The sequence below is a fragment of the Pollutimonas bauzanensis genome, from assembly GCF_900129885.1.
In the GTDB taxonomy this organism is placed as follows: Bacteria; Pseudomonadota; Gammaproteobacteria; order Burkholderiales; family Burkholderiaceae_B; genus Pollutimonas; species Pollutimonas bauzanensis.
In genome coordinates, this window is sequence record NZ_FQXE01000002.1 from 358725 (window position 1) to 385259 (window position 26535).

General features: G+C 64.1%; 26 protein-coding genes. 12 read left to right on the forward strand and 14 right to left on the reverse strand.

Annotation, left to right across the window (positions count from 1 at the left end; genetic code table 11):
* Window positions 1-11: 11 nt before the first annotated feature.
* Window positions 12-968 (forward strand): Bug family tripartite tricarboxylate transporter substrate binding protein, encoded by a 957-nt coding sequence (locus BUB23_RS04820; protein ID WP_073101958.1) that lies wholly within the window; start codon window positions 12-14, stop codon window positions 966-968.
* A 186-nt stretch (window positions 969-1154) separates the two neighbouring features.
* On the opposite strand, the gene BUB23_RS04825 is transcribed toward BUB23_RS04820, so the two are convergent.
* Entirely contained in the window at window positions 1155-1832 is a 678-nt protein-coding gene (locus tag BUB23_RS04825; protein ID WP_073101959.1) for a nitroreductase, read from the reverse strand.
* Between the two features lie 100 nt (window positions 1833-1932).
* Here BUB23_RS04825 and trxC point away from each other — a divergent pair, with 100 nt between their 5' ends.
* The gene (gene trxC, locus BUB23_RS04830; RefSeq protein WP_073101960.1) at window positions 1933-2373 is read left to right on the forward strand and encodes a thioredoxin TrxC; all 441 of its coding nucleotides are present in this window, start codon (window positions 1933-1935) and stop codon (window positions 2371-2373) included.
* 13 nt (window positions 2374-2386) lie between these two features.
* Here trxC and BUB23_RS04835 read toward each other — a convergent pair whose 3' ends face one another.
* From BUB23_RS04835 to BUB23_RS04860, 6 genes are all read right to left on the reverse strand, one after another.
* Complete coding sequence (locus BUB23_RS04835; protein WP_073101961.1) at window positions 2387-3760, reverse strand: heavy metal sensor histidine kinase; 1374 nt, start codon at window positions 3758-3760, stop codon at window positions 2387-2389.
* On the reverse strand, window positions 3757-4443 hold the full coding sequence (locus BUB23_RS04840; RefSeq protein WP_073102181.1) for a heavy metal response regulator transcription factor: 687 nt from the start codon (window positions 4441-4443) through the stop codon (window positions 3757-3759). The genes BUB23_RS04835 and BUB23_RS04840 overlap by 4 nt, the downstream gene beginning before the upstream one ends.
* Before the next feature lie 34 nt (window positions 4444-4477).
* Complete coding sequence (locus BUB23_RS04845; RefSeq protein ID WP_073101962.1) at window positions 4478-7663, reverse strand: efflux RND transporter permease subunit; 3186 nt, start codon at window positions 7661-7663, stop codon at window positions 4478-4480.
* The gene (locus tag BUB23_RS04850) at window positions 7660-8850 is read right to left on the reverse strand and encodes an efflux RND transporter periplasmic adaptor subunit (RefSeq protein WP_073101963.1); all 1191 of its coding nucleotides are present in this window, start codon (window positions 8848-8850) and stop codon (window positions 7660-7662) included. The genes BUB23_RS04845 and BUB23_RS04850 overlap by 4 nt, the downstream gene beginning before the upstream one ends.
* A gap of 141 nt (window positions 8851-8991) precedes the next feature.
* Complete coding sequence (locus BUB23_RS04855) at window positions 8992-10497, reverse strand: tripartite tricarboxylate transporter permease (RefSeq protein ID WP_073101964.1); 1506 nt, start codon at window positions 10495-10497, stop codon at window positions 8992-8994.
* A gap of 9 nt (window positions 10498-10506) precedes the next feature.
* Window positions 10507-10968 (reverse strand): tripartite tricarboxylate transporter TctB family protein, encoded by a 462-nt coding sequence (locus tag BUB23_RS04860; RefSeq protein ID WP_073101965.1) that lies wholly within the window; start codon window positions 10966-10968, stop codon window positions 10507-10509.
* Between the two features lie 314 nt (window positions 10969-11282).
* Here BUB23_RS04860 and BUB23_RS04865 point away from each other — a divergent pair, with 314 nt between their 5' ends.
* From BUB23_RS04865 to BUB23_RS04875, 3 genes are all read left to right on the forward strand, one after another.
* Window positions 11283-11993 carry a winged helix-turn-helix domain-containing protein gene (locus tag BUB23_RS04865; protein WP_073101966.1) on the forward strand — a complete coding sequence of 237 codons (711 nt, stop codon included), beginning with the start codon at window positions 11283-11285 and terminating at the stop codon, window positions 11991-11993.
* The gene (locus tag BUB23_RS04870) at window positions 11990-13393 is read left to right on the forward strand and encodes a sensor histidine kinase (RefSeq protein WP_073101967.1); all 1404 of its coding nucleotides are present in this window, start codon (window positions 11990-11992) and stop codon (window positions 13391-13393) included. Before BUB23_RS04865 ends, BUB23_RS04870 begins: the two co-directional genes overlap by 4 nt.
* A 113-nt stretch (window positions 13394-13506) precedes the next feature.
* The gene (locus BUB23_RS04875) at window positions 13507-14166 is read left to right on the forward strand and encodes a hypothetical protein (protein ID WP_073101968.1); all 660 of its coding nucleotides are present in this window, start codon (window positions 13507-13509) and stop codon (window positions 14164-14166) included.
* Here BUB23_RS04875 and BUB23_RS04880 read toward each other — a convergent pair.
* Both BUB23_RS04880 and BUB23_RS04885 read right to left on the reverse strand, forming a co-directional pair.
* The gene (locus BUB23_RS04880) at window positions 14150-14659 is read right to left on the reverse strand and encodes a DUF1993 domain-containing protein (protein WP_073101969.1); all 510 of its coding nucleotides are present in this window, start codon (window positions 14657-14659) and stop codon (window positions 14150-14152) included. The two genes, BUB23_RS04875 and BUB23_RS04880, sit on opposite strands and share 17 nt — an antisense overlap.
* Window positions 14660-14775: 116 nt before the next feature.
* The gene (locus tag BUB23_RS04885; protein WP_245801176.1) at window positions 14776-15054 is read right to left on the reverse strand and encodes a PsiF family protein; all 279 of its coding nucleotides are present in this window, start codon (window positions 15052-15054) and stop codon (window positions 14776-14778) included.
* A gap of 282 nt (window positions 15055-15336) precedes the next feature.
* Between BUB23_RS04885 and BUB23_RS04890 the strand changes: the two genes are divergently transcribed.
* Together BUB23_RS04890 and BUB23_RS04895 are read left to right on the forward strand one after the other, a co-directional pair.
* Window positions 15337-16347: a Bug family tripartite tricarboxylate transporter substrate binding protein gene (locus BUB23_RS04890; protein WP_073101971.1), complete on the forward strand. Its 1011-nt coding sequence runs from the start codon at window positions 15337-15339 to the stop codon at window positions 16345-16347.
* Window positions 16348-16365: 18 nt separating this feature from the next.
* The gene (locus BUB23_RS04895) at window positions 16366-18111 is read left to right on the forward strand and encodes an IlvD/Edd family dehydratase (protein ID WP_073101972.1); all 1746 of its coding nucleotides are present in this window, start codon (window positions 16366-16368) and stop codon (window positions 18109-18111) included.
* A gap of 31 nt (window positions 18112-18142) precedes the next feature.
* Here BUB23_RS04895 and BUB23_RS04900 read toward each other — a convergent pair whose 3' ends face one another.
* Complete coding sequence (locus BUB23_RS04900; protein WP_073101973.1) at window positions 18143-19018, reverse strand: LysR family transcriptional regulator; 876 nt, start codon at window positions 19016-19018, stop codon at window positions 18143-18145.
* 136 nt (window positions 19019-19154) lie between these two features.
* Here BUB23_RS04900 and BUB23_RS04905 point away from each other — a divergent pair, with 136 nt between their 5' ends.
* From BUB23_RS04905 to BUB23_RS04915, 3 genes are all read left to right on the forward strand, one after another.
* On the forward strand, window positions 19155-20093 hold the full coding sequence (locus BUB23_RS04905) for a dihydrodipicolinate synthase family protein (protein WP_073101974.1): 939 nt from the start codon (window positions 19155-19157) through the stop codon (window positions 20091-20093).
* A 45-nt stretch (window positions 20094-20138) separates the two neighbouring features.
* The gene (locus BUB23_RS04910) at window positions 20139-21092 is read left to right on the forward strand and encodes a 2-hydroxyacid dehydrogenase (protein ID WP_073101975.1); all 954 of its coding nucleotides are present in this window, start codon (window positions 20139-20141) and stop codon (window positions 21090-21092) included.
* A gap of 113 nt (window positions 21093-21205) precedes the next feature.
* Entirely contained in the window at window positions 21206-21697 is a 492-nt protein-coding gene (locus BUB23_RS04915) for a CinA family protein (protein WP_073101976.1), read from the forward strand.
* Here the strand turns inward: BUB23_RS04915 and BUB23_RS04920 are convergent.
* From BUB23_RS04920 to BUB23_RS04930, 3 genes are read right to left on the reverse strand one after another with little or no spacing between them, the layout of a single operon-like run.
* Complete coding sequence (locus BUB23_RS04920; RefSeq protein ID WP_073101977.1) at window positions 21676-22407, reverse strand: RraA family protein; 732 nt, start codon at window positions 22405-22407, stop codon at window positions 21676-21678. The genes BUB23_RS04915 and BUB23_RS04920 overlap by 22 nt on opposite strands.
* 37 nt (window positions 22408-22444) lie before the next feature.
* Complete coding sequence (locus tag BUB23_RS04925; RefSeq protein WP_073101978.1) at window positions 22445-23161, reverse strand: PIG-L deacetylase family protein; 717 nt, start codon at window positions 23159-23161, stop codon at window positions 22445-22447.
* A 34-nt stretch (window positions 23162-23195) separates the two neighbouring features.
* Window positions 23196-24179, reverse strand: coding sequence for a Bug family tripartite tricarboxylate transporter substrate binding protein (locus tag BUB23_RS04930; protein WP_073101979.1), 984 nt, complete (start codon window positions 24177-24179; stop codon window positions 23196-23198).
* Window positions 24180-24291: 112 nt separating this feature from the next.
* Between BUB23_RS04930 and BUB23_RS04935 the strand changes: the two genes are divergently transcribed.
* Window positions 24292-25266, forward strand: a complete 975-nt coding sequence (locus BUB23_RS04935) for a LysR family transcriptional regulator (protein WP_073101980.1) — start codon at window positions 24292-24294, stop codon at window positions 25264-25266.
* Here the strand turns inward: BUB23_RS04935 and BUB23_RS04940 are convergent.
* On the reverse strand, window positions 25208-25951 hold the full coding sequence (locus tag BUB23_RS04940) for a TSUP family transporter (RefSeq protein ID WP_084135752.1): 744 nt from the start codon (window positions 25949-25951) through the stop codon (window positions 25208-25210). The two genes, BUB23_RS04935 and BUB23_RS04940, sit on opposite strands and share 59 nt — an antisense overlap.
* Before the next feature lie 66 nt (window positions 25952-26017).
* Between BUB23_RS04940 and BUB23_RS04945 the strand changes: the two genes are divergently transcribed.
* Window positions 26018-26503, forward strand: coding sequence for a DUF2946 family protein (locus tag BUB23_RS04945; RefSeq protein WP_245801162.1), 486 nt, complete (start codon window positions 26018-26020; stop codon window positions 26501-26503).
* The last annotated feature ends 32 nt before the right edge of the window (window positions 26504-26535 follow it).

Genomic DNA, 26535 nt, shown 5'->3' on the forward strand with positions numbered 1-26535 from the left:
TTCGCCACCCCATGACCAAACTACTCGCCATCGCACTGTCGGCCTTCTTCATTCAAGGCGCGGCCGCGCAAGACTTTCCCACGCGCCCGATCACCATCGTCGTGCCGGTGCCGCCGGGCGGCATCGTGGACATGGCCGCGCGCCTGGCCAGCGAACCGCTGACCCAGGCCCTGCACCAATCGGTGGTCGTCGACAACCGCACTGGCGCAAGCGGCAACATTGCCTATGGCTACGTCGCCCAGGCCGCGCACGACGGCTATACCCTGCTGGCTTCGTACTCCATGTACCACGCCGGCAACCCGTCGCTGTTTACCGACATGCGCTGGAACGCCAAGTCCTTCTCGCCGGTCGCCATGGTGGCGGTGGCGCCGCATGTCGTGGTGGTTCATCCCTCCCTGCCCGTGCATTCGCTGAAGGAACTGGTCGCCTACGCCAAGGCCCACCCCGGCGAGGTCAACTATGCGTCCCAGGGCAGCGGCTCGGTGCCGCATGTGGGCACCGAGTTGCTCAAGCAGATGACCGCCACCGATATGGTGCATGTGCCCTACAAGGGATCGGGGCCGGCCATCCAGGACGTGCTGTCGGGCCGCGTGCAATTGTTCATCACCACCCCGCCTTCGGTCATCGGCCATATCCAGCAAGGCAAGCTGCGCGCCATCGCCGTGGCCAGCGCATCGCGCCACCCCATGCTGCCCGACGTGCCGACGTCGGCCGAGCAGGGGTTCGCCAACTTCGAGCTGGATGCGTGGGTATCCCTGTTCGCTCCGGCCGGGACTCCGCAAGCCGTCATCGACAAACTCGCCGGGGCGCTGGAAATCGGCCTGGCAAAGCCTGAAACCATAGAGAAAGCCCGGGCCGCCGGCATCGAAGTGCGCTACCAGTCGCCGCAAGAACTCGGCAAAACCGTCGAGGCGGATACCAAGCACTGGTCGGCGGTCATCAAGTCGGCCGGCATAGTCGCTAACTAGTGTCCTGTTTGCTTAGTTCGTGCACTCACATTCGGATGCATGGGCTTGTCAGACAAGGCGCAAACTGCAGCGATAGCAATGGCTATCGCGAGGATTTGCAACGCAGTATGGCGAGCCCGGGCGCCGAAGGTGAGTATTTGAATTAGCCAAACAGGACACTAGGCTGCGCCGGCTTGCGGCGCCGGCCTAGGAATGGAACACGACGAATTCGTCGAGGTCGATGCGGGGCGGCCTGAACTGGTTCGCCGGGCAGCTGCTGTCCTCGTAGCCCATGGAAATCGCGCAGATCACCGTCTGGTCATCGCCTATGCCCAGGAGCCGCTTGACGATGCCGGGGTAATTGGCGATGGCCGCCTGCGGGCAGGTATGCAGGCCGCAACCCCGCGCCGACACCATGATGTTCTGCAGAAACATGCCGTAATCCAGCCAGCTGCCCTGCCGCAGGTCTTTGTCTATCGCAAAGACCAGCACGACCGGCGCGCCGAAGAAAGCGTAGTTTCTTCCGTGCTGCGCGGCGGATGCCTGCCGGTCGCCCTTTTGTATGCCCAGGGTTTCATACAGCCCCCATCCCGTTGCGCGGCGGCGCTCGATATACGGGCTGCGCCATTGCACCGGATAGTATTCATATTCGCGCGCTTCGGGCAGCTTCTGGCGGTGCGCGTCGAGCAGCAGGCGGGACAGCTCGTCGCGCTTGGGGCCCATGACGACATGCACATTCCATGGCTGGATATTGCTGCCGCTGGGCGCGTACGAGGCGGTGGCCAGGATCTTGCTGATCAGCTCGACGCTTACAGGATCAGGCAAGAAGCCGCGCACGCTGCGGCGCGATGTGATCGCGCCGGCGACTATGTCGAATTCATCCATGCTTTGCTTCCTCGGTGGACGGTGGTAGGGCAAGAGGCTATTCTAAACGAGCGCCGATACCATCGGACGCCAGGCAAGCCCGGAAACCAAGGAGCCAATAATGAGCGATTCCCTACATGTCGTCTGTCCCCATTGCGATACCGTGAACCGGATTCCCAAGGCCAGGCTGGGCGACCAGCCCACCTGCGGCAAGTGCGGGAAAGACATGTTCCTGGGCCAGCCCCTGGAGCTCAGCGGCAAGAATTTTCCGCAGCATATTTCGCGCAACGACATCCCCGTGCTCGTGGATTTCTGGGCGCCGTGGTGCGGCCCCTGCCTGAGCATGGCGCCGGCCTATGCGCAGGCCGCTCAGCAGCTGGAACCCAATCTGCGCGTCGCCAAACTGAATACCGAAGAGGCCCAGGAACTTGCGGCCGGCTACGCCATACGCAGCATTCCCACCCTGGCGCTATTCAAGGGAGGACGCGAAGTGGCGCGCCAGGCGGGCGCGATGAGCGCGGCGGGCATCCTGGCGTGGGTCCAGGGGCATGCCGGCGCCTGACGCCGCGCCGGCCCTATGCCGATCGCACGCTCAGGCCTATGGTCGTAATGCCGTCCGCGCTGGAGGCGAAGACGTCGCCGCCATGCATGCTGGCAATGGCCTTGACGATGGCCAGGCCCAGGCCGTGGCCCTGGATTTTGCCGTTATGGCGCGCCGCGTCGACACGGAAGAAGCGGTCGAACAGCAGCGGCAGATGGTTTTGCGCGATCGGCTCGCCGGGGTTGCACACCGCCACCCGGACCAGGGACTGCCGCTGCTCGATGGTGACGCGGATGCGCGCGCCCGGGCGCGAATGCTCGATGGCGTTTTGCAGCAGGTTGGCCATGGCCCGGCGAAACAGGGCGGTTTCTATCATGGCCTCGGCCGCGATATCGCCGTCGATGCTGATGGTCTCGTGGCTTTCGTCCAGTATGAACTCCAGGAACTCGATGGTTTTCGCCACTTCCGCCGCAATCGAGCTCTGCACCCGGCCGGTCGCGGCTTCGCCCTGGTCGGCGCGCGCCAGGAACAGCATGTCGTTGACGATGCTGCGCAGGCGTTCGAGGTCCTCCAGGTTGGATTGCAGCACTTCCTGGAACTGCGGCGCCGTTCTTTGGCGCGACAGGGCGACCTGGGTTTCGCCTATCAGATTGGTCAAGGGCGTGCGCAGCTCGTGGGCCACGTCGGCATTGAAGGCCTCCAGCTGCTTGTAGGCGGCCTCCAGCCGGCCCAGCGCGCCGTTGAACGCCGTGGCCAGGTCGGACAGCTCCGCGGGCAGCGACGAGCTTTGCAGGCGCTGCGACAGCGTCCTGGCGCTCAGGGTCTGCGCTTCGCCCGAGAGCCGGCTCAAGGGCCGCAGGCCCAGCCGGGCGATCCAGTAGCCCAGCACGGCGACCAGCAGCACCGCGCCCAGCGACAAAGCCAGCAGCGCGGTCAGGAAAGTCTGCAGCGTATGCACATAGGGCATGGAGTCTATGCCCACGGTGAGCGTTATTGCCGGCCGGTCCTGGTAGGCGTCGATAGTCCTGGTCAGCGTGTACAGCGGATAGTCGTGCCGCGGCAGGGCCAGCGTGCCGACGCCGTCGCTGGCCGGCTTGATGGCGGCGATCCTGGCCAGGTCGTCGCCGTAGCGGTAGCGCGGGTCCGCGCTGTCGGCCCAGAAGTGCATGCTGGCATTGGCCAGCGACAGCGTGTCCATCTTGGTCTGCGCGTGCGACCAGCGTTCGGGGGTCCCGGCGCGCTTGATCATGTATTCCATGTCGCGGTAGGCGGTCTGCAATTCCGCGTGCTCGTGGCGCGCCAGCTCGCGCTGCAGGACTCCATACAGCGCGGCGCCTATCAGCGAGAACGCCAGCAGGGTGGCCAGCGCGAACATGGTCACCAGCCGCAGGGTGATGGAGCGCTTCATCTGCCGGCCTCTTCGCTGCGCAGTTCCAGCACATAGCCCATGCCGCGTATGGTATGCAGCAGCCGGGGGCTGAACGGGGTATCGATTTTGGCGCGCAAGCGCTTGATGGCGACCTCGACCACGTTGGTGTTGCTGTCGAAGTTCATGTCCCAGACCAGTTCGGCGATGGCGGTCTTGGTCAGGATCTCGCCCTGGCGGCGCGCCAGCACCACCAGCAAGGCGAATTCCTTGGCGGTCAGGTCGATGCGCGTGCGGCCGCGGTAGGCTTTGCGGCTGATCAGGTCGATGTGCAGGTCGCCGATGCGCAGCTGCACGGGCTCCTGGCTGCGGCCGCGCCGGTTCAGGGCCTGCAGGCGCGCGAGCAGCTCCAGGAAGGAGAAAGGTTTCACCAGGTAGTCGTCGGCGCCTTCGTGCAGGCCTTTGATGCGGTCTTCGACGCGATCGCGCGCCGTCAGCATGATCACCGGGGTCTGCTTGACCGCGCGCAGCGTGCGCAACAGCGAGAAGCCGTCCTGGCCGGGCAGCATGACGTCCAGCACGATCACGTCGTAATCATGCTGCATGGCCATATGCTGGCCGTCGATGCCGTCGTGCGCCACATCGACCGCGCAGCCTTGCTCCGTCAACCCCTTGCGCAGATAGTCGGCGGTTTTCAGCTCGTCTTCGACGATCAGGACTTTCATGGAAAACACCATTGCGACTCCATCGTAGTGTAGATCATTCAGAAGAGCCGCCGGCGGCGGGCGCGCCGCGGGCCCCCTTGCGCGCCTTCCTGAGCTTGCGCGCGGCGCTGGCTTTCTTGCGGCGCATATACCAGTAGTGGGCGCGGTCCAGGTACAGATAGATCACCGGAGTCGTGAACAGGGTGAGGGCCTGCGAAAGTATCAGGCCTCCGACCATGGCGAAGCCCAGCGGCCGGCGCAGTTCGGAGCCGGCCCCCTGGCCCAGCATCAGCGGCAGGCCGCTGAGCAAGGCGCACATGGTGGTCATCATGATGGGACGGAAGCGCAGGAGGCAGGCCTGGTAGATCGCCTCGCGGGGTTCCAGGCCATGCTCGCGCTCGGCGGTCAGGGCGAAATCTATCATCATGATGCCGTTTTTCTTGACGATGCCTATCAGCAGGATGATGCCTATCAGCGCAATGACGCTCAGGTCATAGCCGTTGACCATCAGGATCAGCAATGCCCCCACGCCCGCCGAAGGCAGGGTCGACAATATCGTCAAGGGATGGATATAGCTTTCATACAGCAGGCCCAGCACGATGTAGACGGCCACCAGCGCGGCCAGGATCAGGTAGGGCTGCGTCGCCAGCGATTCGCCGAAGGCCTTGGCCGTGCCCTGGAAAGACCCGATCAGCGCCGCCGGCACATTCATCGCCGCCTGCGCCTGCCGGATCGCCGTCACGGCCTGGCCCAGCGCCACGCCGGGCGCCAGGTTGAAGGAAAGCGTCACGGCCGGGAACTGGCTCTGATGGCTGATCGACAGGTAGCCCGTCTTGTCGGTGTCGATGGAGACGAAGCTGGACAGCGGCACCTGCTGCCCCGTGAGGGGCGAAGTGACATACAGCTTGCTGAACAGGCCGGGGTCTTCCTGCAGGCGCGGCGTCACCTCCAGCACGACGTGATAGCTGTTGATCTGCGTGAAGTATTGCGCCACCTGGCGCTGCCCTATGGCGTCGTAGATGGTGGCGTCGATCAGCGCCGGGGAAATGCCGAAGCTCGAAGCGCGCGCCCGGTCTATGGTGAGCGTGGCGGTGGCGGCGGCGTTCTGCTGGTCGGAGGCCAGATCGGTCAGTTCCGGCAGCTCGGCCAGGCGCGCCAGCAGCCGCGGCGCCCAGGTGTTGAGCTCGTCCAGGTTGGCGTCGGTGACCGTGTACTGGTACTGGGTGCGCGAGAGCCGGCCGCCGACGTTGATGTCCTGTCCCGCCTGCATGAACAGCGTGATGCCTTCGACCGTGGACAGCTTGGGGCGCAGGCGCGCAATGACCTGGTCGGCGCTGGCCGTGCGCCCCTCGTCCTTGGGCTTGAGGCTGATGAAGAAAGTGCCGGTGTTGAAGGTGGTCTGGCCGCTGCTCATGCCGAACTGGGCGATGTCCGGATCTTCGCGGACCACCTCGGCCAATGCCTGCATGCGCCGGTTCATCGATGAAAAAGAAGCATCCTGGGCCGTCTCGGCGAAGCCGAAGATGAAGCCCGTGTCCTGCTGGGGGAAAAAGCCCTTGGGAATCACGATGAACAGCGCCACCGTGGCGAGCAGGGTCGCCAGGAAGCTGCACAGCGTGATGAACTGGTGGCGCAGGACCAGGTGCAGGCCGCGGCGGTAGCCATCGAGCATCAGGTCGAAGCCGCGCCCGAACCAGCGGTACAGGCGGCCGTGCGATTCGCCCTGGTGGGCTTTCAGGAAGCGCGAGCACAGCATGGGCGTGAGCGTCAGCGACACCAGCACCGATACGAGGATGGTCAGCGTCACCGTGACCGCGAACTCGCGGAACAGGCGGCCGACGATGCCGCCCATCAGCAGCAGCGGGATGAACACCGCGATCAGGGAGATCGAAATCGAGATGATCGTGAAGCCGATCTCCCTGGACCCGGCGTAGGCGGCCTCCATCGGCGACATGCCCTCTTCGACATGGCGGTAGATGTTCTCCAGCATCACGATGGCGTCGTCCACCACGAAACCCACGGCCACGGTCAGCGCCATCAATGACAGGTTGTCCAGGCTGAATCCGACCAGATACATGATGGCCGCGGTGCCGAGCAGGGCCAGCGGAATCGTGGCGCTGGGAATCAGGGTCGCGGGCACGCTGCGCAGGAAAACGAATATCACGCCTATCACCAGGGCGATGGAAAGCAGCAAGGTCAGTTCGACCTCGTGGACCGAAGCGCGTATGTTCTGGGTGCGGTCGCTCAGGGTGCTGACATGCACCGTGGGCGGAATCGAGGCCAGCAGGTGCGGCAGCGCCGCCTTGATGCGTTCCACCGTTTCGATCACATTGGCGCCGGGCTGCTTGGTGATGCCCACGATGAGCGAACGGCCGTCGACAGGCGTGTCGCCGGCGTGGCCCGCCTTGCCGGCGAATGCCCAGGCGGCCTTCTTGAGGTCTTCGGGCCCGGGCACGGCGATGCCGACATCGCGCACCCGGATCGGCGAGCCGTTGCGGTAGGCCAGCACCATGTCGTTCCAGGAACCGGCATCCAGCAACTGGTCGTTGGTATACACCGTGAAGCTCTGCCTGCTTCCGTCTATGGTGCCTTTGGGCTGATTCACCGTGGTTTCGGCGATGACGCCGCGTATCTCCTCCAGGCTCAGGCCCAGGGCGGCCAGCTTGGCCGGATCCACCTGTATGCGTATGGCGGGCTTCTGCTGGCCGAAGATATTGACCAGCCCCACGCCTTCTATCTGTGAAAGCTGCTGCGCCAGGAAGTTGTCGGCATAGTCGTTGACCTCGATCAGCGGCAGGGCCTCCGATTGCACCGACAGGATCAGGATGGAAGAATCGGCCGGATTGATCTTGCGGAAGGTCGGCGGGCTGGGCAGGTCGGCGGGCAGCTGCCCGGTGGCGGCATTGATCGCCGCCTGCACGTCCAGCGCCGCGGCGTCGATGTCGCGGTTCAGGTCGAACTGCAGGGTGATCTGCGTGGAGCCCAGGGCGCTGACCGAGGTCATCTGCGTCATGCCCGAAATCAATGAGAACTGCCGTTCCAGCGGCTGCGCGACGCTCGACGCCATGATTTCCGGGTTGCCGCCCGGCAGCTTGGCCGTGACCTGTATCGTCGGAAAATCGACTTGCGGCAAAGGCGCCACGGGCAGCAGGGGCCACACGGCGGCGCCCAGCAGCAAAAGCGCCAGCGCCAGCAAAGACGTGCCGATCGGGCGCTTGATGAACGCGGCGGAGATATTCACCTGGCGCTCCGCTGGATGGCAGGTTCCCGGGCGGCGCCGGGCGGCGCGCCGGTTTCAGCGACGCGCAAGCCGGGGCGCAGCTTGTATTGGCCGTCCAGCACCACGCGCTGCCCGGCGCTCAGCCCCTCGGCTATGATCGCAGTGTCGTCCTGGATGCCGATCAGGCGTATCGGCTGGATGCGCACGGCATCGTCCGCGTCCACCACATACGCGTAGGTGCCGTCGGGCCCGCGCTGCACCACCGACGCGGGCATGGTCAGGGCCTGCCTGCGCTCTCCCAGTATCAGCCTGGCATTCACGTACTGGCCGGGCCACAGATCGTGCCGCGGGTTCGGGAAACTGCCCTTGAGCTGCACGGTGCCGGTGCTGGTGTCGATCTGGTTGTTCAGCAGGACCAGGCTGCCCTGCCCCAGCGCCTGCTTGCCGCCGCGCGGATATGCCACCACCGTTAGCGCCCGGGCCGCCGTATGCAAGGCGTGGTTGATGTCCTGGAACGATTCCTCCGGCAGGGTGAACACGACCGAGATGGGATCGATCTGGTTGATCACCACCAGGCCGTTCGCATCGGCGGCATGCACGATATTGCCAGGGTCGACCAGCCGCGCGCCCACGCGCCCGCCTATCGGGGCCGTGATCCGCGTAAAGCTCAGCTGCGTCCTGGCGTAAGCGACCTGCGCCTCATCCAGCTGCACGGCCGCTTCCAGCTGCGCGACCAGCGCGCGCTGGGTGTCCAGTGTCTGGCGCGGCGCCGCATTCTGCTTGATCAATTCGATATAGCGGCGCAGGTCCAGCCTGGCATTCTGCAACAGCGCCTGGTCTTTGGCCTTCTGCGCCACGGCCTGGGCCAATTGGGCGTCCTGCGAGCGCGAATCCAGCTGCGCGATCAACTGCCCGGCGCTGACTTCCTGTCCTTCCTCGAAGCCGATCTTGTCCAGCTGCCCGTCGATGCGGGCCTTGACAGTGACGCTTTGCGTGGCGACGACGGTGCCCACGCCGGCCAGATAGATGGGAACGTCCCGCTGCGCGACCTGCACCGTCGTGACGGTGATCGGCGGCGGCGCGGCCGGCGCGGCGATATCGCCGCGCTGGCGGCTTGCCAGGAACCATGACAGGACGGCGCCCAGCAACAGCGCCAAAAGTACAGCGGTCAGCAGCCGGGAGCGCCGCGGGGAAGATGAAGTGGCCATAACAATCCAAGGGAAAGGCCGGAGGCCACGATGCGTCGCGATCCCCGGCCATGCTTACCCATTGAATTTACGCCCTCCCGGGGTACCCCAGGCTGACGCGAAAATGACAGTTCTGTCAGTTTCCGCGCGCCCGCCCCGGCCCTAGCCTTCCTCGACGAAGGTTTCCTCGCGCTTCTTGCGTATGGACGGCAAGGCGACGATGATGACCAGCAATACCGCGGCCACCAGCAGCGACGCCGACAATGGCCGCGTGGCGAAGGTCAGGTAGTCTCCGCGGGCGAGCAGCAGCGCGCGCCGGAAGTTTTCCTCCATCATGGGCCCCAGCACCAGGCCCAGCAGCAAGGGCGCGCCTTCGCATCTCAGCTTGGACCACACATAGCCGATCAAGCCGAAGATCGCCGTGAGGAAAATGTCGAAGACATTGTAGTTGAGCGAATACACGCCTATCGTGCAGAACACCAGGATGGCCGGGAACAGGATGCGGTAAGGCACCTTCAGCAGCTTGATCCAGATGCCGATCAGCGGCAGGTTGAGCACCAGCAGCATCAGGTTGCCTATCCACATGGAAACGATCAGGCCCCAGAACAGTTCGGGGTGGCTGCTCATGACCTGCGGTCCGGGCTGGATGTTGTGTATGGTCATGGCGCCGACCATCAGCGCCATCACGGCGTTGCCGGGTATGCCCAGCGTCAGCAAGGGAATGAAGGAGGTCTGCGCCGCGGCGTTGTTGGCCGACTCGGGTCCGGCCACGCCGGCCGGATGGCCCTTGCCGAAGCGCTCGGGATTCTTCGAGATTTTCTTCTCTAGCGTATACGAGGCGAATGAAGACAGCACCGCGCCGCCGCCGGGCAGAATGCCCAGCGCTGAGCCCAGGGCCGTGCCGCGCACCACGGCGGGCCAGGCTTCCTTGAATTCCTGCTTGTTGGGATACAGCGTGCCCACCTTGTCGGTGATGTCGACGCGGTTCTCCTTCTGCTCGAGGTTGGTCATGATCTCGGCGAAGCCGAACACGCCCATGGCCACGATGGCGAAATCGATGCCATCCTGCAGCTCGGGAATGCCGAAGTCGAAGCGCGCAACGCCGGAATTGACGTCGGTGCCCACCATGCCCAGCAACAGCCCCAGGATGATCATGGCGATGGCCTTGGGCAGCGAGCCCGAAGCCAGCACCACGGCGCCCACCAGGCCCAGCACCATCAGCGAGAAATACTCGGCGGGGCCGAACTTGAAGGCGACCTCGGCCAGGGGCGGCGCGAAGGCCGCCAGCAGCACCGTGGCCACGCAGCCGGCGAAGAACGAGCCCAGCGCCGCGATGGCCAGGGCGGCCCCGGCGCGGCCGTTGCGGGCCATCTGGTGGCCGTCGATGACGGTGACCACCGCTGACGTCTCGCCCGGCAGCGCCACCAGGATGGCGGTGGTGGAGCCTCCGTATTGCGCGCCGTAATAAATGCCGGCCAGCATGATCAGGCCCGCGGTGGGCGGCAGCACATAGGTGATGGGCAGCAGCATGGCGATGGTCGGCACGGGGCCGATGCCCGGCAGCACGCCGATCAGCGTGCCCAGCAGGCAGCCGAGAAAAGCGTACATCAGGTTTTCCGGCGTGAAGGCGACCGAAAGCCCCAGCATCAGATGATCGAATAATTCCATGGCGGTTCCTTAATTCAAGCCCAGGGACGGCCAGAGGGGAAAGATGAGCCCCAGACCTTTGACGAATGCCAGATATGAAAACACCACCAGGAACACGCCATTGGCGGCGGCGACTTTCCAGTTGAAATCATGTCCCGCCAGGCTGCTCAGCATCACCAGTATGAAAGTGGAGAGGTATACGCCCAAAGGTTCCAGCAGAGCGCCGTAAAGCGATACGGAACCGACGATCAGAATGACGATGCGCCAGTCGAATTTGTCGATTTCGGTTTCCTCTGCCTTGGGCGAGAGCGCCCCCAGCGCGATGCCCGCGCCCAGCAGCGCCAGCAGCATGCCCAGCCAGAAAGGGAAATAGCCCGGCCCCATGCGCGCGGCCGTTCCCATTTGGTACTCGCTTGCGACCGCGGCGAAAAACAGTCCAGTCCCAAGGAACATGACCCCCGACCAAAGGTCTTGTTTAGACCGTATTCTCATTACTACCCCTCATATGCTTGTCTCCAGATTCTTGTCAGATAAGCCGCCCCGGCGCGTCCCGGAATCGTCTTGCATGACGGCGGCGTGCAGGCATAAAAAATGCCAGACTGGAATGGTAGTGACAAACCGTAGGGCGGGGCATTACGGGAACATTACCGTTCGGCAATGTTTTGCCGCCGCGGCGGGCGGCGCGGCGCGTTAAGCGTTAACATTCCCTGTTCAACAGAGACGGCGTCCGGCGAGCGAGCCCCGGGCCGCGCGGGGCGCCGGACTGCAACGCAACAACCTGCCCGGTTTGCCCTGGAAGATGAACAATGTGGCGCTGCCTGATCATAGAAGACGACACCGACAATGCGCGGTACATCGCGACCGGCCTGAAGGAGGAAGGCCATTTTGCGGCCATCTGCCAGGATGGGGCCAGCGGCCTGCAGCGGGCGACCGGCGAACAATGGGACGTGATCATTCTCGACCGCATGCTGCCCAACGATATCGACGGGCTGTCCATCCTCTCCACGCTGCGCGCCCTGGGCAAGAAGACGCCGGTGCTGGTGCTCAGCGCGCTGACGGCCCTGGACGAGCGCGTGCGCGGCCTGAAGGCCGGCGGCGACGATTACCTGACCAAGCCCTTCGCCTTCCCCGAATTGGCGGCCCGTATCGAAGCGCTGGTGCGGCGCTCCTCGAGCAACAATGAAGTGCGCCAGCTGCAACTGGCCGACCTGGAGCTGGACCTGGTCGGGCGCCGCGTCGCCAGGGCCGGCAAGCCTATCCCGCTGCAGCCCCGCGAATTCAAGCTGCTGGTCTATATGATGATGAATTCCGACCAGGTGCTGACCCGCACCATGCTGCTGGCTTCGGTATGGGACTACCATTTCGACCCGCAGACCAATGTCATCGACGTGCAGATCAGCAGGCTGCGCCAGAAGATAGACGGCCCCTTCGACCAGGCGCTGATACACACCGTGCGCGGCATGGGCTATATGATTTCGGCCGGCGGCGCCATCGCGCCGGCGTCATCGCCGGCATGAAGAACCAACTGCTGGAGGCCCTGCATGAAGTATGGGGCTCGGTCGCATTCCGCCTGACGCTCAACTACAGCCTGTTCGCGCTTTCGACTTCGCTGGTATTGCTGGCTTTCTTCTATCACCAGACCGTCGGCATACTGGAATCCCAGTTTTCCCGGCAGGTGGCGACCACCGCGCAGAGGATGAGCGCCCATTTCGACCAGGGCGGCCTGCCGGGCCTGACCAACGAGATCAACCTGGAACTGGCCGACCATGTGAACTCCGATACCGAGATGTTCCTGCTGGTCGACCGGCGCGGAAAGGCGCTGGCCGGCAACATCCAGCCCGATGCGGTCCTGCTTTCCCTGAAAGAGGCGGGAACGAATCATGCCGTGATCCTGCGCGGGCGCGGGGCGCACGGCTATCTGGTGGCCCGCGACCTGCCCGACGGCTCCAAGCTGATCGTCGGGCACGATCTGCGCGATCTGCACGAGATAACCCAGCTGATCAAGCGCATCAGCCTGGTCGCCACCGGCGTCACGGCGCTGCTGGTGCTGCTTGGGGCCTATCTGTTCCGGCGCACGCTGCAGCGGCGCGTGGAAGTCATCCGCCGCACAGCCACTCAAGTCGGCGCCGGCCAGCTCAAGCAGCGCATACCGGTGCAGCACCGGCAAGACGAGTTCGCGCTGCTGACCCACGATATCAACAACATGCTCGACCGCATCGAGCTGCTGATGAACGGCGTGCGCCATGTATCCGATGCGGTGGCGCATCATCTGCGCACCCCGCTGACCCGGATACTGGCGCGGCTGCGCTCCGCCCTGCGTCCGGGCAGCTCCTATGAAGAACTGAAGAACAGCATTGTCTTCCTGGCCAGCGAAATCGAGGACCTGGCCAAGGTGTCCGAGAAGCTGCTGCAGATCGCCGAACTGGAGTCGGGCACGAGACGCAAGAAATTCGAGGCGGCCAGGATCGACGTCATCGCCCGCGATGTCGTCGAGCTATACGAGGCGGTGGCCGAAGAAAAGCAGGCCTCGCTGCGATTTTCCAGCGCCGGTCCGGTATGCGTGCATGGCGATCCCGACCTGCTGGCGGGGGCCATCGCCTGCCTGGTCGACAACGCCCTCAAATACGCCGGCGGCGCCGCCCGTATACGCGTCGAGGTTGCGCAGCGCGCCGGCCAGGCAATGATCAGCGTCATCGACAACGGCCCGGGCATCCTGCCCGACAAGCACAAGCGCATAGGCGAGCGTTTCTACCGCCTGAACCGCGACGTGCCGGGCCATGGCCTGGGCCTGGCCACCGTCATCGCCATCGCGCGGCTGCACGACGCGTCCTTCGAACTGCGCAATGCCGAGCCCGGACTGAGCGTCAGCCTGACGTTCGCTTCGCCCGCCATGCGGGCCCAGGAGGCGCCCGCCTGACGCCCTCGCCCGGCATACATTGCCTAGCGGTAATGCTTGCGCAATGTTTGCCCGCCCGGCTTTTGGCTACCATGTTCCCAGGCGTTAATCGTTGCCAGCGGAGGAGCCAGCGCATGGGGAACATCCAAGTCAATCACAGCCTCGATCCGGACAGGCGGATACTCCATTACATGAGTTTCTATGATCTGATCGAGCTCTTGAAATTCAACCAGGCCTTCTTTACGCCCGTCGAGCGCCCCCAGCGCCAGAGCATACTCAAGGCGGCGGAAAAGTGGCACCGCCCCGCCACAAAAGGCGCCATTACGCTTCAGTCCTGGAGCATACCGGCGGAAGAAAACCTCGCGGACTGGGGCGAACACGCCAGCACGCAGCCGCGCGTCTGCATCGTGTCCAGCATCCGCGCCCTGGCACAGTCGCTATTCACCGACGACACGACCAGCATCTTCATCGAACCGGCGCGCCATCCGGGCGCCGTGCGCAAGACGGCGGCCGGCGCGCCCCCTGCGGCGCGCCGGCCGGCGGTCCGCCCCGACGGGCTGTGCGCCATCGCGGTTTCCCATGCGGTCCCCACGTGCTCAAGCATCAAGCCGTCGGGCATGCATTTGCTGGTCGACCTCAAGACGCTATTGGCCGGCGTCATCGTTCCCCCCGACGCATCGGTGCGCTTCATGGACCTCGTCTCCAAGCTGGTCCAGGAAAGCGCCTGGGTATCGGTTACGCGCGCCAGCCGGATGCGGCAGGCGCGCGCCGGCGGCTTCAGTACTGGCCCATGAAATCGCGCTTGCCCACTTCGACGCCGTTATGGCGCAGGATGGCGTAGGCGGTGGTGACATGAAAGAAGAACTGCGGCAGGCCGTAGGTCAGCAGATAGGACTGGCCCGTGAACCGCTTTTCCTTGGGAGTGCCCTGGCGCGTGAAGATGACGCGCTCTTCATTGCCGTCGATCTGGCCGGGCTCGAAGCCATCGATGAAGGCCAGCGTTTTGCCTATCAGCCCGCGCAGATCGTCGAAGCTTAGCTCGCCATCCTCGTATTTGGGAACTTCGGCTCCCGCCAGGCGGGCCGACACGCCGCGGGCGAAATCGGCGGCCACCTGCACCTGGCGGATCAAGGGAAACATGTCGGGGAAAAGGCGCGCCCGCAACAAGGCATCGGGATCGATTTTCCTTGCCAGCGCATGCTCTTGCGCCTTGCCCAGGAAAGCGTCCATGCTGTTGAGCATTTGCTTGAAGACGGGAACCGAAGCGGCGTAGAGGGAAATTGTCATGGTGATTCCTAGATGAGAAGTGGATGATTATAGGCATCGCGGCGCGCCAAGGGCCCATGGACCCGGCGCGCTGCGGGAAAATCACCGCAGAACTCAAGCAGGAAGCCGATCTGGCCTTATTTCGCCTTCAGGCAGGTGCTCATGAATGCCTTGCGCTGGTCGCCTTTCAGGGCCTTGGCCGTGGCGTCGGCATTACAGTTCTTCATGCGTTGCTGCGAAGCCGACAGCGCGTTTCCGGAGGCGCTGGTTTCCCCTTTCAGGCAGCTGCTCATGAACGCTTTGCGCTCATCGCCGGTCTTGCCCTTGGCGTCCTGATTGCATGTGACCATGCGCTCTTGCTGCGCGGTCTTGGCTTTGGCCGGCGCCGCGGCGGTTTGCGCCGAGTGGGCCGGCATCGCAGCCAGGCCGCCCAGGACGGTGGCGGTCAATAAGAGTCGGGCCAGAACTGTCATAGCGTCACCTCATGGGTAAGTGGCGGATTGCCGCCTGTATGGTGAAGCGAAAACGGCCCGTATGCAAGCGCGGGAACAGGAATTTACTTTTTTTGACGCTTGCCGCCATGCAGCGTATTTTTTTGCATTGATTAAAAAAAGTTTTTGCTTTGGGCCGGCATAACTTTGCGAACATGGATGGGCAGCCTTTCGAGAAACATCATAAGACTTATTAAAGGGACATCCATGTTTCGTACGACACCCCGCCCCATATCCAAAAAACTGGCGCTCGGCGCATCGCTGGCCATGCTGGCGCTGGCCGCGCCGCTCGGCGCGACGGCGCATGCCGCCGAGGCTTACCCCGACAAGCCGATACGCCTGATCATCCCCTACCCTCCCGGCGGCGCGACAGACGTCATCGGCCGCATCGTGGGAAAGACCCTGGGCGACGAGATCGGCAATCAAGTGGTGATCGAAAACCGCGGCGGCGCGGGCGGAAACATCGGCGCGGCCGAAGTCGCCCGGGCCAAGCCCGATGGCTACACATTGCTGATGGGCGCCCTGACCTCCCATTCGGTCATGGCCACGCTGGAAAAGGGCAAACTGCAGTACGATCTGCAGAAAGACCTGACGCCCGCGGGGGTGGTCGGTTTCGTACCGCTGGTGGCGGTGGTCAATCCCTCGCTGCCCGTCAAGTCCCTGAACGACCTGGTCGACTATGCCAAAAAGAATCCGGCAAAGCTCAATTTCGCCTCATCCGGGGCGGGCGCCCCGCAGCGCATGGCGATGGAGCTGTTCAAGCAGATCGCCGGGGTGGACATCGTGCACGTCGCCTATCGCGGCAGCGGTCCGGCCATGACGGATCTGGTCGGAGGCCAGGTCCAGACCATGACGGAGACCGTTCCCGCGGCCATAGGCTTCATCAAATCGGGCCAGTTGCGCCCTTTGGCGGTATTGACGCCGGAGCGGGTCTCCATGCTGCCGGACATCCCTACCGCCAAGGAACAGGGGTTCAGCGGGTTCAATGTCAGTTCGCTGTTCGGCGTCATGGCGCCGGCCGGCACTCCGGCGGCCGTCCTGGAGAAAATCAACAAGGCCTTGATGACGGGCCTGGCCAGGCCCGAGATAAAAGAGCAGCTATTGCAGCAAGGCGTCTATGCCGATCCGCTGGCCATCGAAGCATCGAAAGTCCGGCTGACGGCCGAAATCGACCAATGGGCCAAAGTCATACACGATGGCAAGATAACCGTTAATTAACCGAGAAAGAAGCAGTTCATGACCAAGAAATCTCCGGCAGCGCCCGACCTCGACCCCAGCGGTTTACGCAAGGGCCTGACCAGCTATGGCGACAATGGCTTTTCCCTGTTCCTGAGGAAGGCGTTCATCAAAGGCGCCGGCTATTCCGACGCGGCGCTGGACCGGCCGGTGATAGGCATCGCCAATACGGGCAGCGCCTACAACCCCTGTCATGGGAATGTGCCGCAGCTGCTGGAGGCGCTCAAGCGCGGGATCATGCTCGCGGGCGGCCTGCCCATGGATTTCCCCACGATATCCATACATGAAAGCTTCGCCTATCCAACAAGCATGTATTTGCGCAACCTGATGTCCATGGACACCGAGGAAATGATACTGGCGCAGCCCATGGATGCGGTCGTGCTGATAGGCGGATGCGACAAGACGGTGCCGGCGCAACTGATGGGCGCCGCATCGGCGGGGATACCCGCAATACAGCTCATTACAGGTTCCATGCTGACCGGCTCGCACCGCTCCGAGCGCGTCGGCGCCTGCACCGATTGCCGCCGCTATTGGGGGAAATACCGCGCCGAGGAAATCGACGACCAGGAAATTTCCGACGTGAACAACCAACTGGTGGCCAGCGTGGGGACCTGCTCGGTCATGGGGACCGCAAGCACGATGGCCTGCATAGCCGAAGCCCTGGGCATGACAGTGCCCGGCGGCGCGACGCCGCCGGCCGTTACCGCGGACCGGATGCGCATCGCCGAGCTGACCGGCGCCCAGGCGGTGGCCATGGCCCGGCAAGGCCTGACCATAGACAGGATCCTGACGGCGGATGCCTTCGAAAACGCCATGCGGGTGCTGCTGGCCATAGGCGGCTCCACCAATGGCATCATCCATCTTGCCGCGATCGCGGGGCGCCTGGGCCTGGACATCGACCTCAAGACGCTGGACCGCATGGGGCGCGACACGCCGGTATTGCTGGACCTCAAACCCTCCGGCCAGCACTACATGGAAGACTTCCACAAGGCGGGCGGCATGGCCACCCTGCTGCGCCAGCTCAAGCCGCTGCTGAAGCTGGACGCATTGACCGTAACCGGCAGGACGCTGGGCCAGGAGCTGGAGCTGGCCGGGCCGGGCTTTGCCCAGAGCGTCGTCAAAACCATGGACGACCCTGTCTACCCTCAAGGCGGCATCGCCGTGCTGGAAGGAAACCTGTCGCCGGGCGGCGCCATCATCAAGCAATCGTCGGCGGACCCGCTCTTGATGGAACACGAGGGCCGGGCCGTCGTGTTTGAAAACGCCGCCGACCTGGCCGACAGGATAGACAGCGACGCCCTGGACGTCACCGCGCACGATATTCTCGTGCTCAAGAACATCGGCCCGAAAGGCGCGCCGGGCATGCCGGAGGCCGGCTATATCCCCATCCCGAAAAAACTCGCCGTCCAGGGCGTGAAAGACATCGTGCGGATTTCCGACGGCCGCATGAGCGGCACCGCTTTCGGCACCATAGTCCTGCATGTCACGCCCGAATCGGCCATAGGCGGCCCGCTGGCCTATGTGCAGAATGGCGACCGCATCCGCCTGAGCGTAAGCCGGCGGGAGATCTCGCTGCTGGTGTCCGACGCCGAGCTGCGGCGCCGCCAGGAACTCAAGCCCATCAGCCCCCCGACCGCCGCCAGGGGATATAAAAAACTGTTCCTGGAAACCGTGACGCAGGCGGACCAGGGCGTCGACTTCGATTTCCTGCGCGCCGCCCGCCCCGGCGACCCGGCGGCGCGATGAATCGCGCCGGGCGCCGGCGCGGCGGCCCGGCCTACAGGATGGGGCCAAAGACGGCCCTGGCCTCGCTATAGATACAGGCGGCCATCCTGGCATGGTGGCCCTGCGCATTCCAGACCAGGCCGTTCCTGCGGACCGGCGCCCTGCCGGGCAGGGGCACGCGGGCAATGGCCAGGGAGGTCCACATGGACGACCAGTCCGGTATCAGGGAAACGCCCAGCCCTTCATGCACCAGGGAGGCGATGGCCAGGATGCCATCGATCTCCAGCCGCTGCCTGGGGCGGATCTGGTGGTCCCTCAGGTAGCGGTCGGCCAACTGGCCGCCATAGACCGCCCGGTCGTAGCGGATGAAAGGCTGGGTCGCCAGCAGGTGATGGGCTGGCTCGTCTTTCAGGAAGTCGGGCGCCACCACCACCAGCGGCTCTTCCATGAATGCCTGCCATATACAGTTCTTGGGCACGGCGAACTGGGGCTCCACCACGATGGCCGCGTCCAGCTCGCCGCTGGCCACTTTCCGGCAAAGCTCGATCGAGGCGCCCGGCGTCACGAAAATCGATGCGTTTGGATATACGTCGTAGAGCCGTTTCAGTATGGGCGGCAGGACATTGGTCAAGGCCGACACAAAACAGCCTATCCGCAGCTCGCCCGGCTGGCCGCCATCGACCGCCATGGCGCGCAGGTCCCTGATATTGCGGATGACGGCCCTGGTGCCCTCCAGAATGCGGATGCCGCTTTCCGTGGGCTTGACCGAGCGCCCGGAACGCTTCACCAGCGCCACGCCCAGGTCGTCCTCCAGCGCCTTGATGCGCGCGGCTATCGCCGCGGAGGTCAAGTCCAGCCGGCGCGCGGCCTCGGCGAACGAGCCCGCCTCGACCACGGCGACAAAGCTTTGCATGTATTTTGTGTCCATGATGTCCGATCGTAGCCGATGTAGAAGCAAAAAAATTCTATTTTCTGAACCAAGCGAAAGCCACTTTGATTTCCGCCCGCCATGAGCAATACTTCCATGGTTCAATGGCTTGAAAACACCCTAGTGGAGACTGTATATGCCAAACACAAAAATACGCGGGGTCCTGTCCCCCGTCCTGACCCCTTTCAATGCCGACTATTCGATTTCCAAGCCGCGCTTCCTCAAGCACTGCCGCTCGCTGATAGACCAGGATGTCGGCCTGGCCGTGTTCGGCACGAACTCGGAAGCCAATTCTCTTTCCACCGGCGAAAAAAGGCAACTCCTGGACTTGCTGGCGGACGAGGGCCTGCCTGCCGGCAAGATGATGCCCGGCACAGGCTGCTGCGCCATCAGCGATTCGATCGAGCTGACCAGGCATGCCGTCGAACTGGGCTGCGGCGGGGTCTTGATGCTGCCGCCCTTTTATTACAAGGGGGTCGGCGATGAAGGCCTGTACCGGAACTACGCGACCATCATCGACGCCATAGGCGACGCCCGGCTGAAAATCTATCTTTACCATATTCCCCAGGTATCCCAGGTGGGCATCGGCCTTGCGCTGATCGAGCGACTGCTCAAGGACTATCCCGGGACCATCGCCGGCATCAAGGACAGCTCGGGCGACTGGAACAACACCCTGGCGATGCTGCAGCAGTTCCAGCCGGCCGGTTTCGACGTCTTCGCCGGCAGCGAAGCCTTCCTGCTGCAAACCTTGCGCCATGGCGGCGCGGGCTGCATCACGGCGACCGGCAATGTGAATGCGGCGGCCATTGCCCGCCTTCACGCCACTTGGCGGGAAGACGGCGCCGATGCGCAGCAAGCCGACCTCAACACGGTGCGCGGCGTCTTTCAGAAGCTGCCGCTCATTTCCGCCATGAAGTCGGCCATCGCATCGCAGGCCGGGGATCCGGCCTGGTCGGTCGTGCGCCCGCCCCTGGTCGAGCTGACCGGCGAGCAAAGCCGCCAACTGGATGCCGAGCTGTCCGGCATCGGATTCCAGATCAACAACCCGCAAGCCTTGGCGCACGCCGACGCCTGACAGGCCGGCGCCCCTGGAATGCCTCCACCGGCGCCGGCTCCGACCATGACCATTCCTTCCTGTTTCCCTCCCCTGCTCAAGATCGGCGTATTCCCCGATGCGATCGATGCCGAGCTGCGCCGGATTTTCCAGCTCGTCGACGTCGACGAGCTCGCCGCCACGCCGCCGCTGCGCCGCGAGATCGAAGGGATAATCACGCGCTCCAATTACCGTATTTCAGAAGAGCTGCTGGAGCAATTGCCCAATTTGCGCATCATCGCCACCAACGGCGTCGGATACGACGGGATTCCCATGGCCTATGCCAGGAACCGGGGCATCGTCGTCACCAACACGCCCGAGGTGCTCGACCAAGCCGTGGCCGAGCTCGCCATCGGCCTGTTGCTGGCCATGCTGCGCCATCTGCCGCAAGCCGACCGCTACGTAAGAAGCGGCGCATGGCAAGCCGCCGCTTTCCCCCTGGGGACTTCGCTGGCCGGCAAGCGCGTCGGCATCGTGGGGCTGGGCAGAATAGGCAAGGAAATCGCCAGGCGCCTGCTGGCTTTTGATCTCGAAATTGCCTATTTCGGGCGGCGGCGGCAGGCGGTCGACTGGCCTTTCTTCGATGACTTGAAGGGCCTGGCCTCGTATGCGGACATCCTGATTGTCTGCTGCCCCGGCGGGCCGAACACCTACCGGATCATCGATGCGCAGGTGCTGAACGCGCTCGGGCCCGCCGGGGTGCTGGTGAACATATCCAGAGGCAGCGTCGTCGACGAGCAAGACCTGTACGAGGCGCTGAAAGGCAAGGCCATCTCGGGCGCGGCCCTGGATGTTTTCGATCAGGAGCCCCTGGTCGACAGCCCGTTGAGCGACCTGGACAACGTCATCCTGACGCCGCACATCGGCAGCGCGACGCGCGAAACCAGGCTGCGGATGGCCGCGCTGGCCATCGACAACGCCATCGACAACCTGACCCGCTATTTCAATACCGGACAGGCCACGACGCCGGTCGCGGGGTAGCCAGCCCGAGGGCCGAAAACACAATAGCCGTTTCGAATCGCGGCAGGGCACGCCGCTTGCTGCGCGCCCCGCCGCAGGAAGACCATGTTCGCGGCGCTGAGGGGACGCATGCCATGACCACCATAGAAGACGTAGCGCAGTTCATGAGAACCGAATCCTTGCTGCTGGTGACGGCGGAGTCGTGCACGGCGGGATTGATCGCCGCTACGCTTGCCGACATTTCCGGCGCGGGCAAGCTGCTGGACTGCGCCTTCGTAGTGTACTCCCCCGAGGCCAAGAAGCGCTGCCTGTCAGTCAGCCAGGAGACCCTCGAGCGCTACAACCTGACCAGCGAAGAGGTCGCCCGCGAGATGGCCCAAGGGGCGCTGGGCGGCAGCCGCGCGAACGTGGCGGTTGCCAACACGGGCGTCACCGACGATACCGACGACGCTATCCCGGCCGGCACCCAGTGTTTCGCCTGGGCCTTCGAGATGGGCGGAAGCGCCGCCGCGCCGCGCATGTTCAGCGAAACCCGGCGTTTTTCCGGCGACCGGACGGCCATTCGCGAGGCCAGCGCGCAGTATGCGCTGGCACGCATCCCGTATTATTTTTCGCGGCTGGCATGAACGCCTGCGCGGGCGGCGGCGAATTCCGCGGCCAGCTGCTCGAGGCTCAGGCCGCGCGGCAGCACGCCGGCATCCCTCAAGGCGCCCTCGAGCCAGCCGTACAGCAGGCGGCCTTCGGCAATATCCCGCATGCGCTGGCGCTCGCTGTCCATTTTCTTGCGCGCATCCAGCAAGGCCTGGGCGACGCCGGCCCGGGGAACCACCACCACCCCATCGGCGTCGCCGGCGATGAGGTCGCCCGGTTCGACGGCCACGCCGCCCACCGAGATGGGATGGCCTATGCGCCCGGCAAGCTGCCTGGACGGCCCGTTGGGGTTCGATGCGCAGGCGAAGACGGGAAAGCTGCCCGAGCGGAGTTCGCCGACGTCACGCACCGACCCGTCGATGACCAGGCCGGCCACACCCGCCGCCCTGGCATGGGCGCACATCAGTTCGCCCACCAGGGCCGACGTGGTGTTGGCCTTGCCGTCGACAACAATCACATCGCCCGGCTGCGCCAGGACCAGGGCGGCATGTATCATCAGGTTGTCGCCGGGGCGCACCTCGACGGTCAGCGCCGGCCCGCACAGCCGCATCGAGGGCGCCAGCGACCTGATGCGCCCATCGAGCGAGCCGCGCCTGCCCGATACATCGGCCAGGATGGAGCAGGCCATCTGCGAGGCCTGGGCGACCTGTTCTTCGGTGGTCCGGCTAAATGCGCTGTTGATCATTCCTGCATCCTCTGTTCAGAACCGCCATGCCGCGCCCTCAGAGCAGGTCGTCGGCAACGCGGGGATAAACGCACTGAAACGCTTCGGCATATTTGATATTCTTGCTGGAATTGCGGGAGGCCTGCGCGCCGCGCTGCAAGCCGGCGCGCGTGTAGTATTCCCACAGATGTTCCTGCGCCCCCATGATCTGGAAGGCGCGGTATTTCTTTTCCCAGACCGGGGAAATATCCAGGAAGGTCTCGGGCTTCCATTCGCACTGCTCGGGCTGATGAGGCTCGAACAAGAATACCGGCGGCGCGCCTATCACCGGCTCGGCCGGATTGTGGCCGTGCGCCTGCGCAATGATGCGCGCCTCCAGCGCCAGGTGATTCGCCAGGGGATGGTCGAAATTGTAGGGGTCCTTGAACGAATGCGTAAGCACGAATTCCGGCCTCAGCTGCCGATAGGCGTCGACGATCTTGAACAGGGCCTCGTCGCCCACCCGCAGCGGGTAGTCGCCGCAGTCGAGAAAGGAAATGCTGGCGCCAAGTATCGCCGCCGCCTGTTCGGACTCGTCGCGGCGTATGCGCTTGACGGTTTCCAGCGACATGTCCGCCTGTTTCCACAGCTTGGCCGATTCGCCGCGCTCGCCGAACGACAGGCACAGGATATGCACCCGCCATCCCCGCTCGGCGTACAGGGCCGCCGCGCCGCCCGCCCGCCAGACAAAGTCGGCGGAGTGTGCACTAACAATAAGAGCGCTTTTTTGATTCATCACATGGATCCTGAAAACTTTGTCGCCCGCATGCTCAGTCGGCTTTGATATCGGCCGATTTGATGACCTGTGTCAGCACGGCCGTCTCTTTGTCCAGGAAGGACTTGAATTCAGCGGGCGTGCCGGGCAAGGGCGCGGCGCCCAGCTTGTTCAGGCTGCTGACGACCTCGGGATCTTTCAGCGCCGTATTCAGCGCGACATTCAGTTTCTGCACCACCGGCTCGGGCGTGCCGGCCGGCGCTTCGATGCCCCACCAGACGGTCGCTTCCAGGTCGCGGAAGCCCTGCTTGTCGGCGGTCGCCAATTCAGGCAGCAAGACCGTGCCGGCCTTGTTCAACACCGCCAAAGGACGCAGGCTGCCGGCCTTGATGTGCGAAATGACTTCCAGCGGATTGATGGACATGAACGACAGCCGGCCGCCCAGCAGGTCGGTGATGGCGGGAGAGCCGCCCTTGTAGGGAATATGCAATGCCTTGAAGTCGCCGCTGCGCAGCAACAATTCGCTGGCCATGTGGCCGGAGCTGCCCACGCCCGCCGTGCCGTAGGTCAGGTCGGCGGGATTCTTCTGGCCGAACTCGGCCAGTTCCTTGAGCGTCTGGAACGGCGAGTCCTTGTTGACCACGACGACCAGCGGCGCCTCGCCTATCTTCCCGACGCTTGTGAAATCCGTCGCGGGATCGAAGGCCAGCTTGGAATACAAGGCCTTGTTGGTCGTGAAAGTATTGGACGCAGTATACAAAGTATAGCCGTCCGCCTTGGCGCGGGCCACATAGGCCATGCCGATATTGGTGCCGGCGCCCGGGCGATTGTCCACGATGAAGGGCTGCCCCAGTTCCTGCGACATTTTCTTGGTCACCAGGCGCGTCACGATATCCACCGCGCCGCCGGGCGAGTAAGGCACCACGATCGTGACAGGATGCTCGGGGAAGTCCGCCGCCGTGGCGGACTGGAATGGAGCGGCGCTGACGGCCGCGGCGGCGGCCAGCAAAGAAATGCTGCGTAAGGTGAATAGCTTCATGATGTTATCCCGTGCCCTTCGATATCGGATTTGATCCGGGGATTTTGGGGGTCGGGCACTTATATGGTCAAATACTATTTAACTCTCACATTTATACGATTTTCGAATAGTCATGGATTTCAGGCAGCTCAACTACTTCGTGGCCGTGGCCCAGGAACTCAGCTTCAGCCGCGCGGCCATCAGGCTGCACATGAGCCAGCCGCCGCTCAGCCAGCAGATCAAATTGCTGGAAGAAGACCTCGGCGTGACCTTGTTCGACCGCACGCGGCGCTCGGTCGAGCTGACCCATGCGGGGTCGCTTTTTTATGACAAGGCGCTGGCGATCCTGGAACAGTACGCCACGGCCAAGGAATTGTGCGCCTGGACCTCCGACGGCAGGGCTGGAAAGTTGCGCATCGCCTTCACCGCTTCGGTGCCGATTTTTGCCGCCTTCCCGCGGCTGATACAGGGCTTTCGCCAAGCCTACCCGCGCATAGAAATGGATTTGCTGCATTTGTCGACCGGCGAACAGCTGCTGGCCCTCAACGCCAACGAAATCGATGTCGGCTTCCTGCGGCCTTCCCTCAATTTCCGGGCGCCATCGTCGATAGCGGCATTCGACCTCTGGCACGACGAGCTGGTGCTGGCTGTCGCCGACGGCCATGGCGGCGCCGCCAGCGGCGCAACGGTGCGCCTGGGCGAACTGGCGCAAGAAGACTTCATCCTGTTTCCGCAGGCGCTGGGCTGCGGCTTGTTCGAGCACATCACCACCCTCGCCGCCCGGGCCGGGTTCGCGCCGCGTATCGTCCAGGAAGTCCGTGAAAACAGCACCACGCTGGCGCTGGTTGCCGCCGGGCTGGGCATTTCCATCGTTCCCGGCACCTATGTTTATACCAAGCCGCCAGGAGTGCAATTCAAAGGCATAGTCGATGCCGACACCGAATCCAGAATCGTCATGGCGTCGAGCAGGAACCGCGAGATGTCGAGCCTGAAGTTATTCCTCGATTACGCCCGGGCTTTCCAGGCCCGGGGCGACGCGCCCCCCGCCGCTAGCGGGTCCACAACACATAAATCCCCTGAGTCAGGTAAACCACGCCTATCGTCATGACTATCCGGCGGGTCCAGCTCCGGAACTGGTGGTCGGTCAATTTTTCCAGCACGAACCTGCTCAGGCTGGTGCCCATGACGGCCATGACCACCGCCAGCCCCATGGCCCACTCATCGACCCGCGCCTGGTCGCCCAGGATATTGATGAAGTAGGCCAGCTTGGCCATGTGGGAGAAAGTCTGGCAGGCCGCCTTGGTCGCCACGATGGAGCGGCGGTCCATCTCGTTGCGCACGAAGAATACATCCAGCAAAGGGCCCGACACGCCAGCCATGAACTGCATGGAGGTGTTCAGGAAACCGCAGGCCTCGGCGCCGAGCCGGTCGTCGGCCTGCGGCACGAACCTGGCCGGCACCAGCACCGCCAGGAAGGGGATGATGCCCAGGGCGATCAGCACGAAGGCCTTGTCGGGCACGAAACCTATGAACGAGAACAAGGCGGCCGCGGCCAGCAGGCCGGCGATATAGCGCGCGAAAATCCGGTAATTGGTATTGCGGCGCCACATGACCGCCCGCCAGCCATTGGAGGTCATCTGCGCCGTTCCATGCAGGACCATGGCGGCCGAAACCGGCAGGTAGGCGATCAATACACCCATCAGCACCATTCCGCCGGCCATGCCGAAAACCCCGGAAAGAAAGGATGTCCCGAGCACGGACAAAGCCACCAGCGCCAGAATACCGATATGCAATTTGTTTCCAAGTCTGAGGGCGCAACCGCGCCCGATGCGAAAGCCGATGATTATAGGCCGGCGTCTTTGAGAAATCACAATACGCCGGGCGCGCGCGCCAATTACAATTCAGCCACCATGGTCGATATCGGTTCACGCAGCAAGGCAATAAACTGGCGCGCACACGCCGTGCTGTGCCTGCTGCTGTTCGCGCTGGCCCTGCGCTCCCTCATCCCCATCGGCTACATGCCGCATACCGGCGCCCTGCGCGACGGCCGCATCGAGATCACTTTCTGCACCCTGGCCGGCGATGCCGCGGCCGTGCCGCCGGCCTTCGCGGGCCTGTTCGCCGACCACGACGAACACCACCAGAACGCCTTGTCCGGCACGGACTGCCCGTTCGGCATACTGATCCACCAGGCGCTGGGCGCGCCCGCGGCGCCGGCGCTGGCCGCGCTGCCATCCGCCATCCTTTCGGCGCCGGCATTTCCCTTCGACAACCTCGGATTGCCGGCGCGGGACGCGCAAGGCTCTCCCCTGGGGCCGCGCGCCCCGCCCTCGCTTCCAGGCTGACGGCAAGGCCCGCCGCTCCAGGGCGGGCCCGT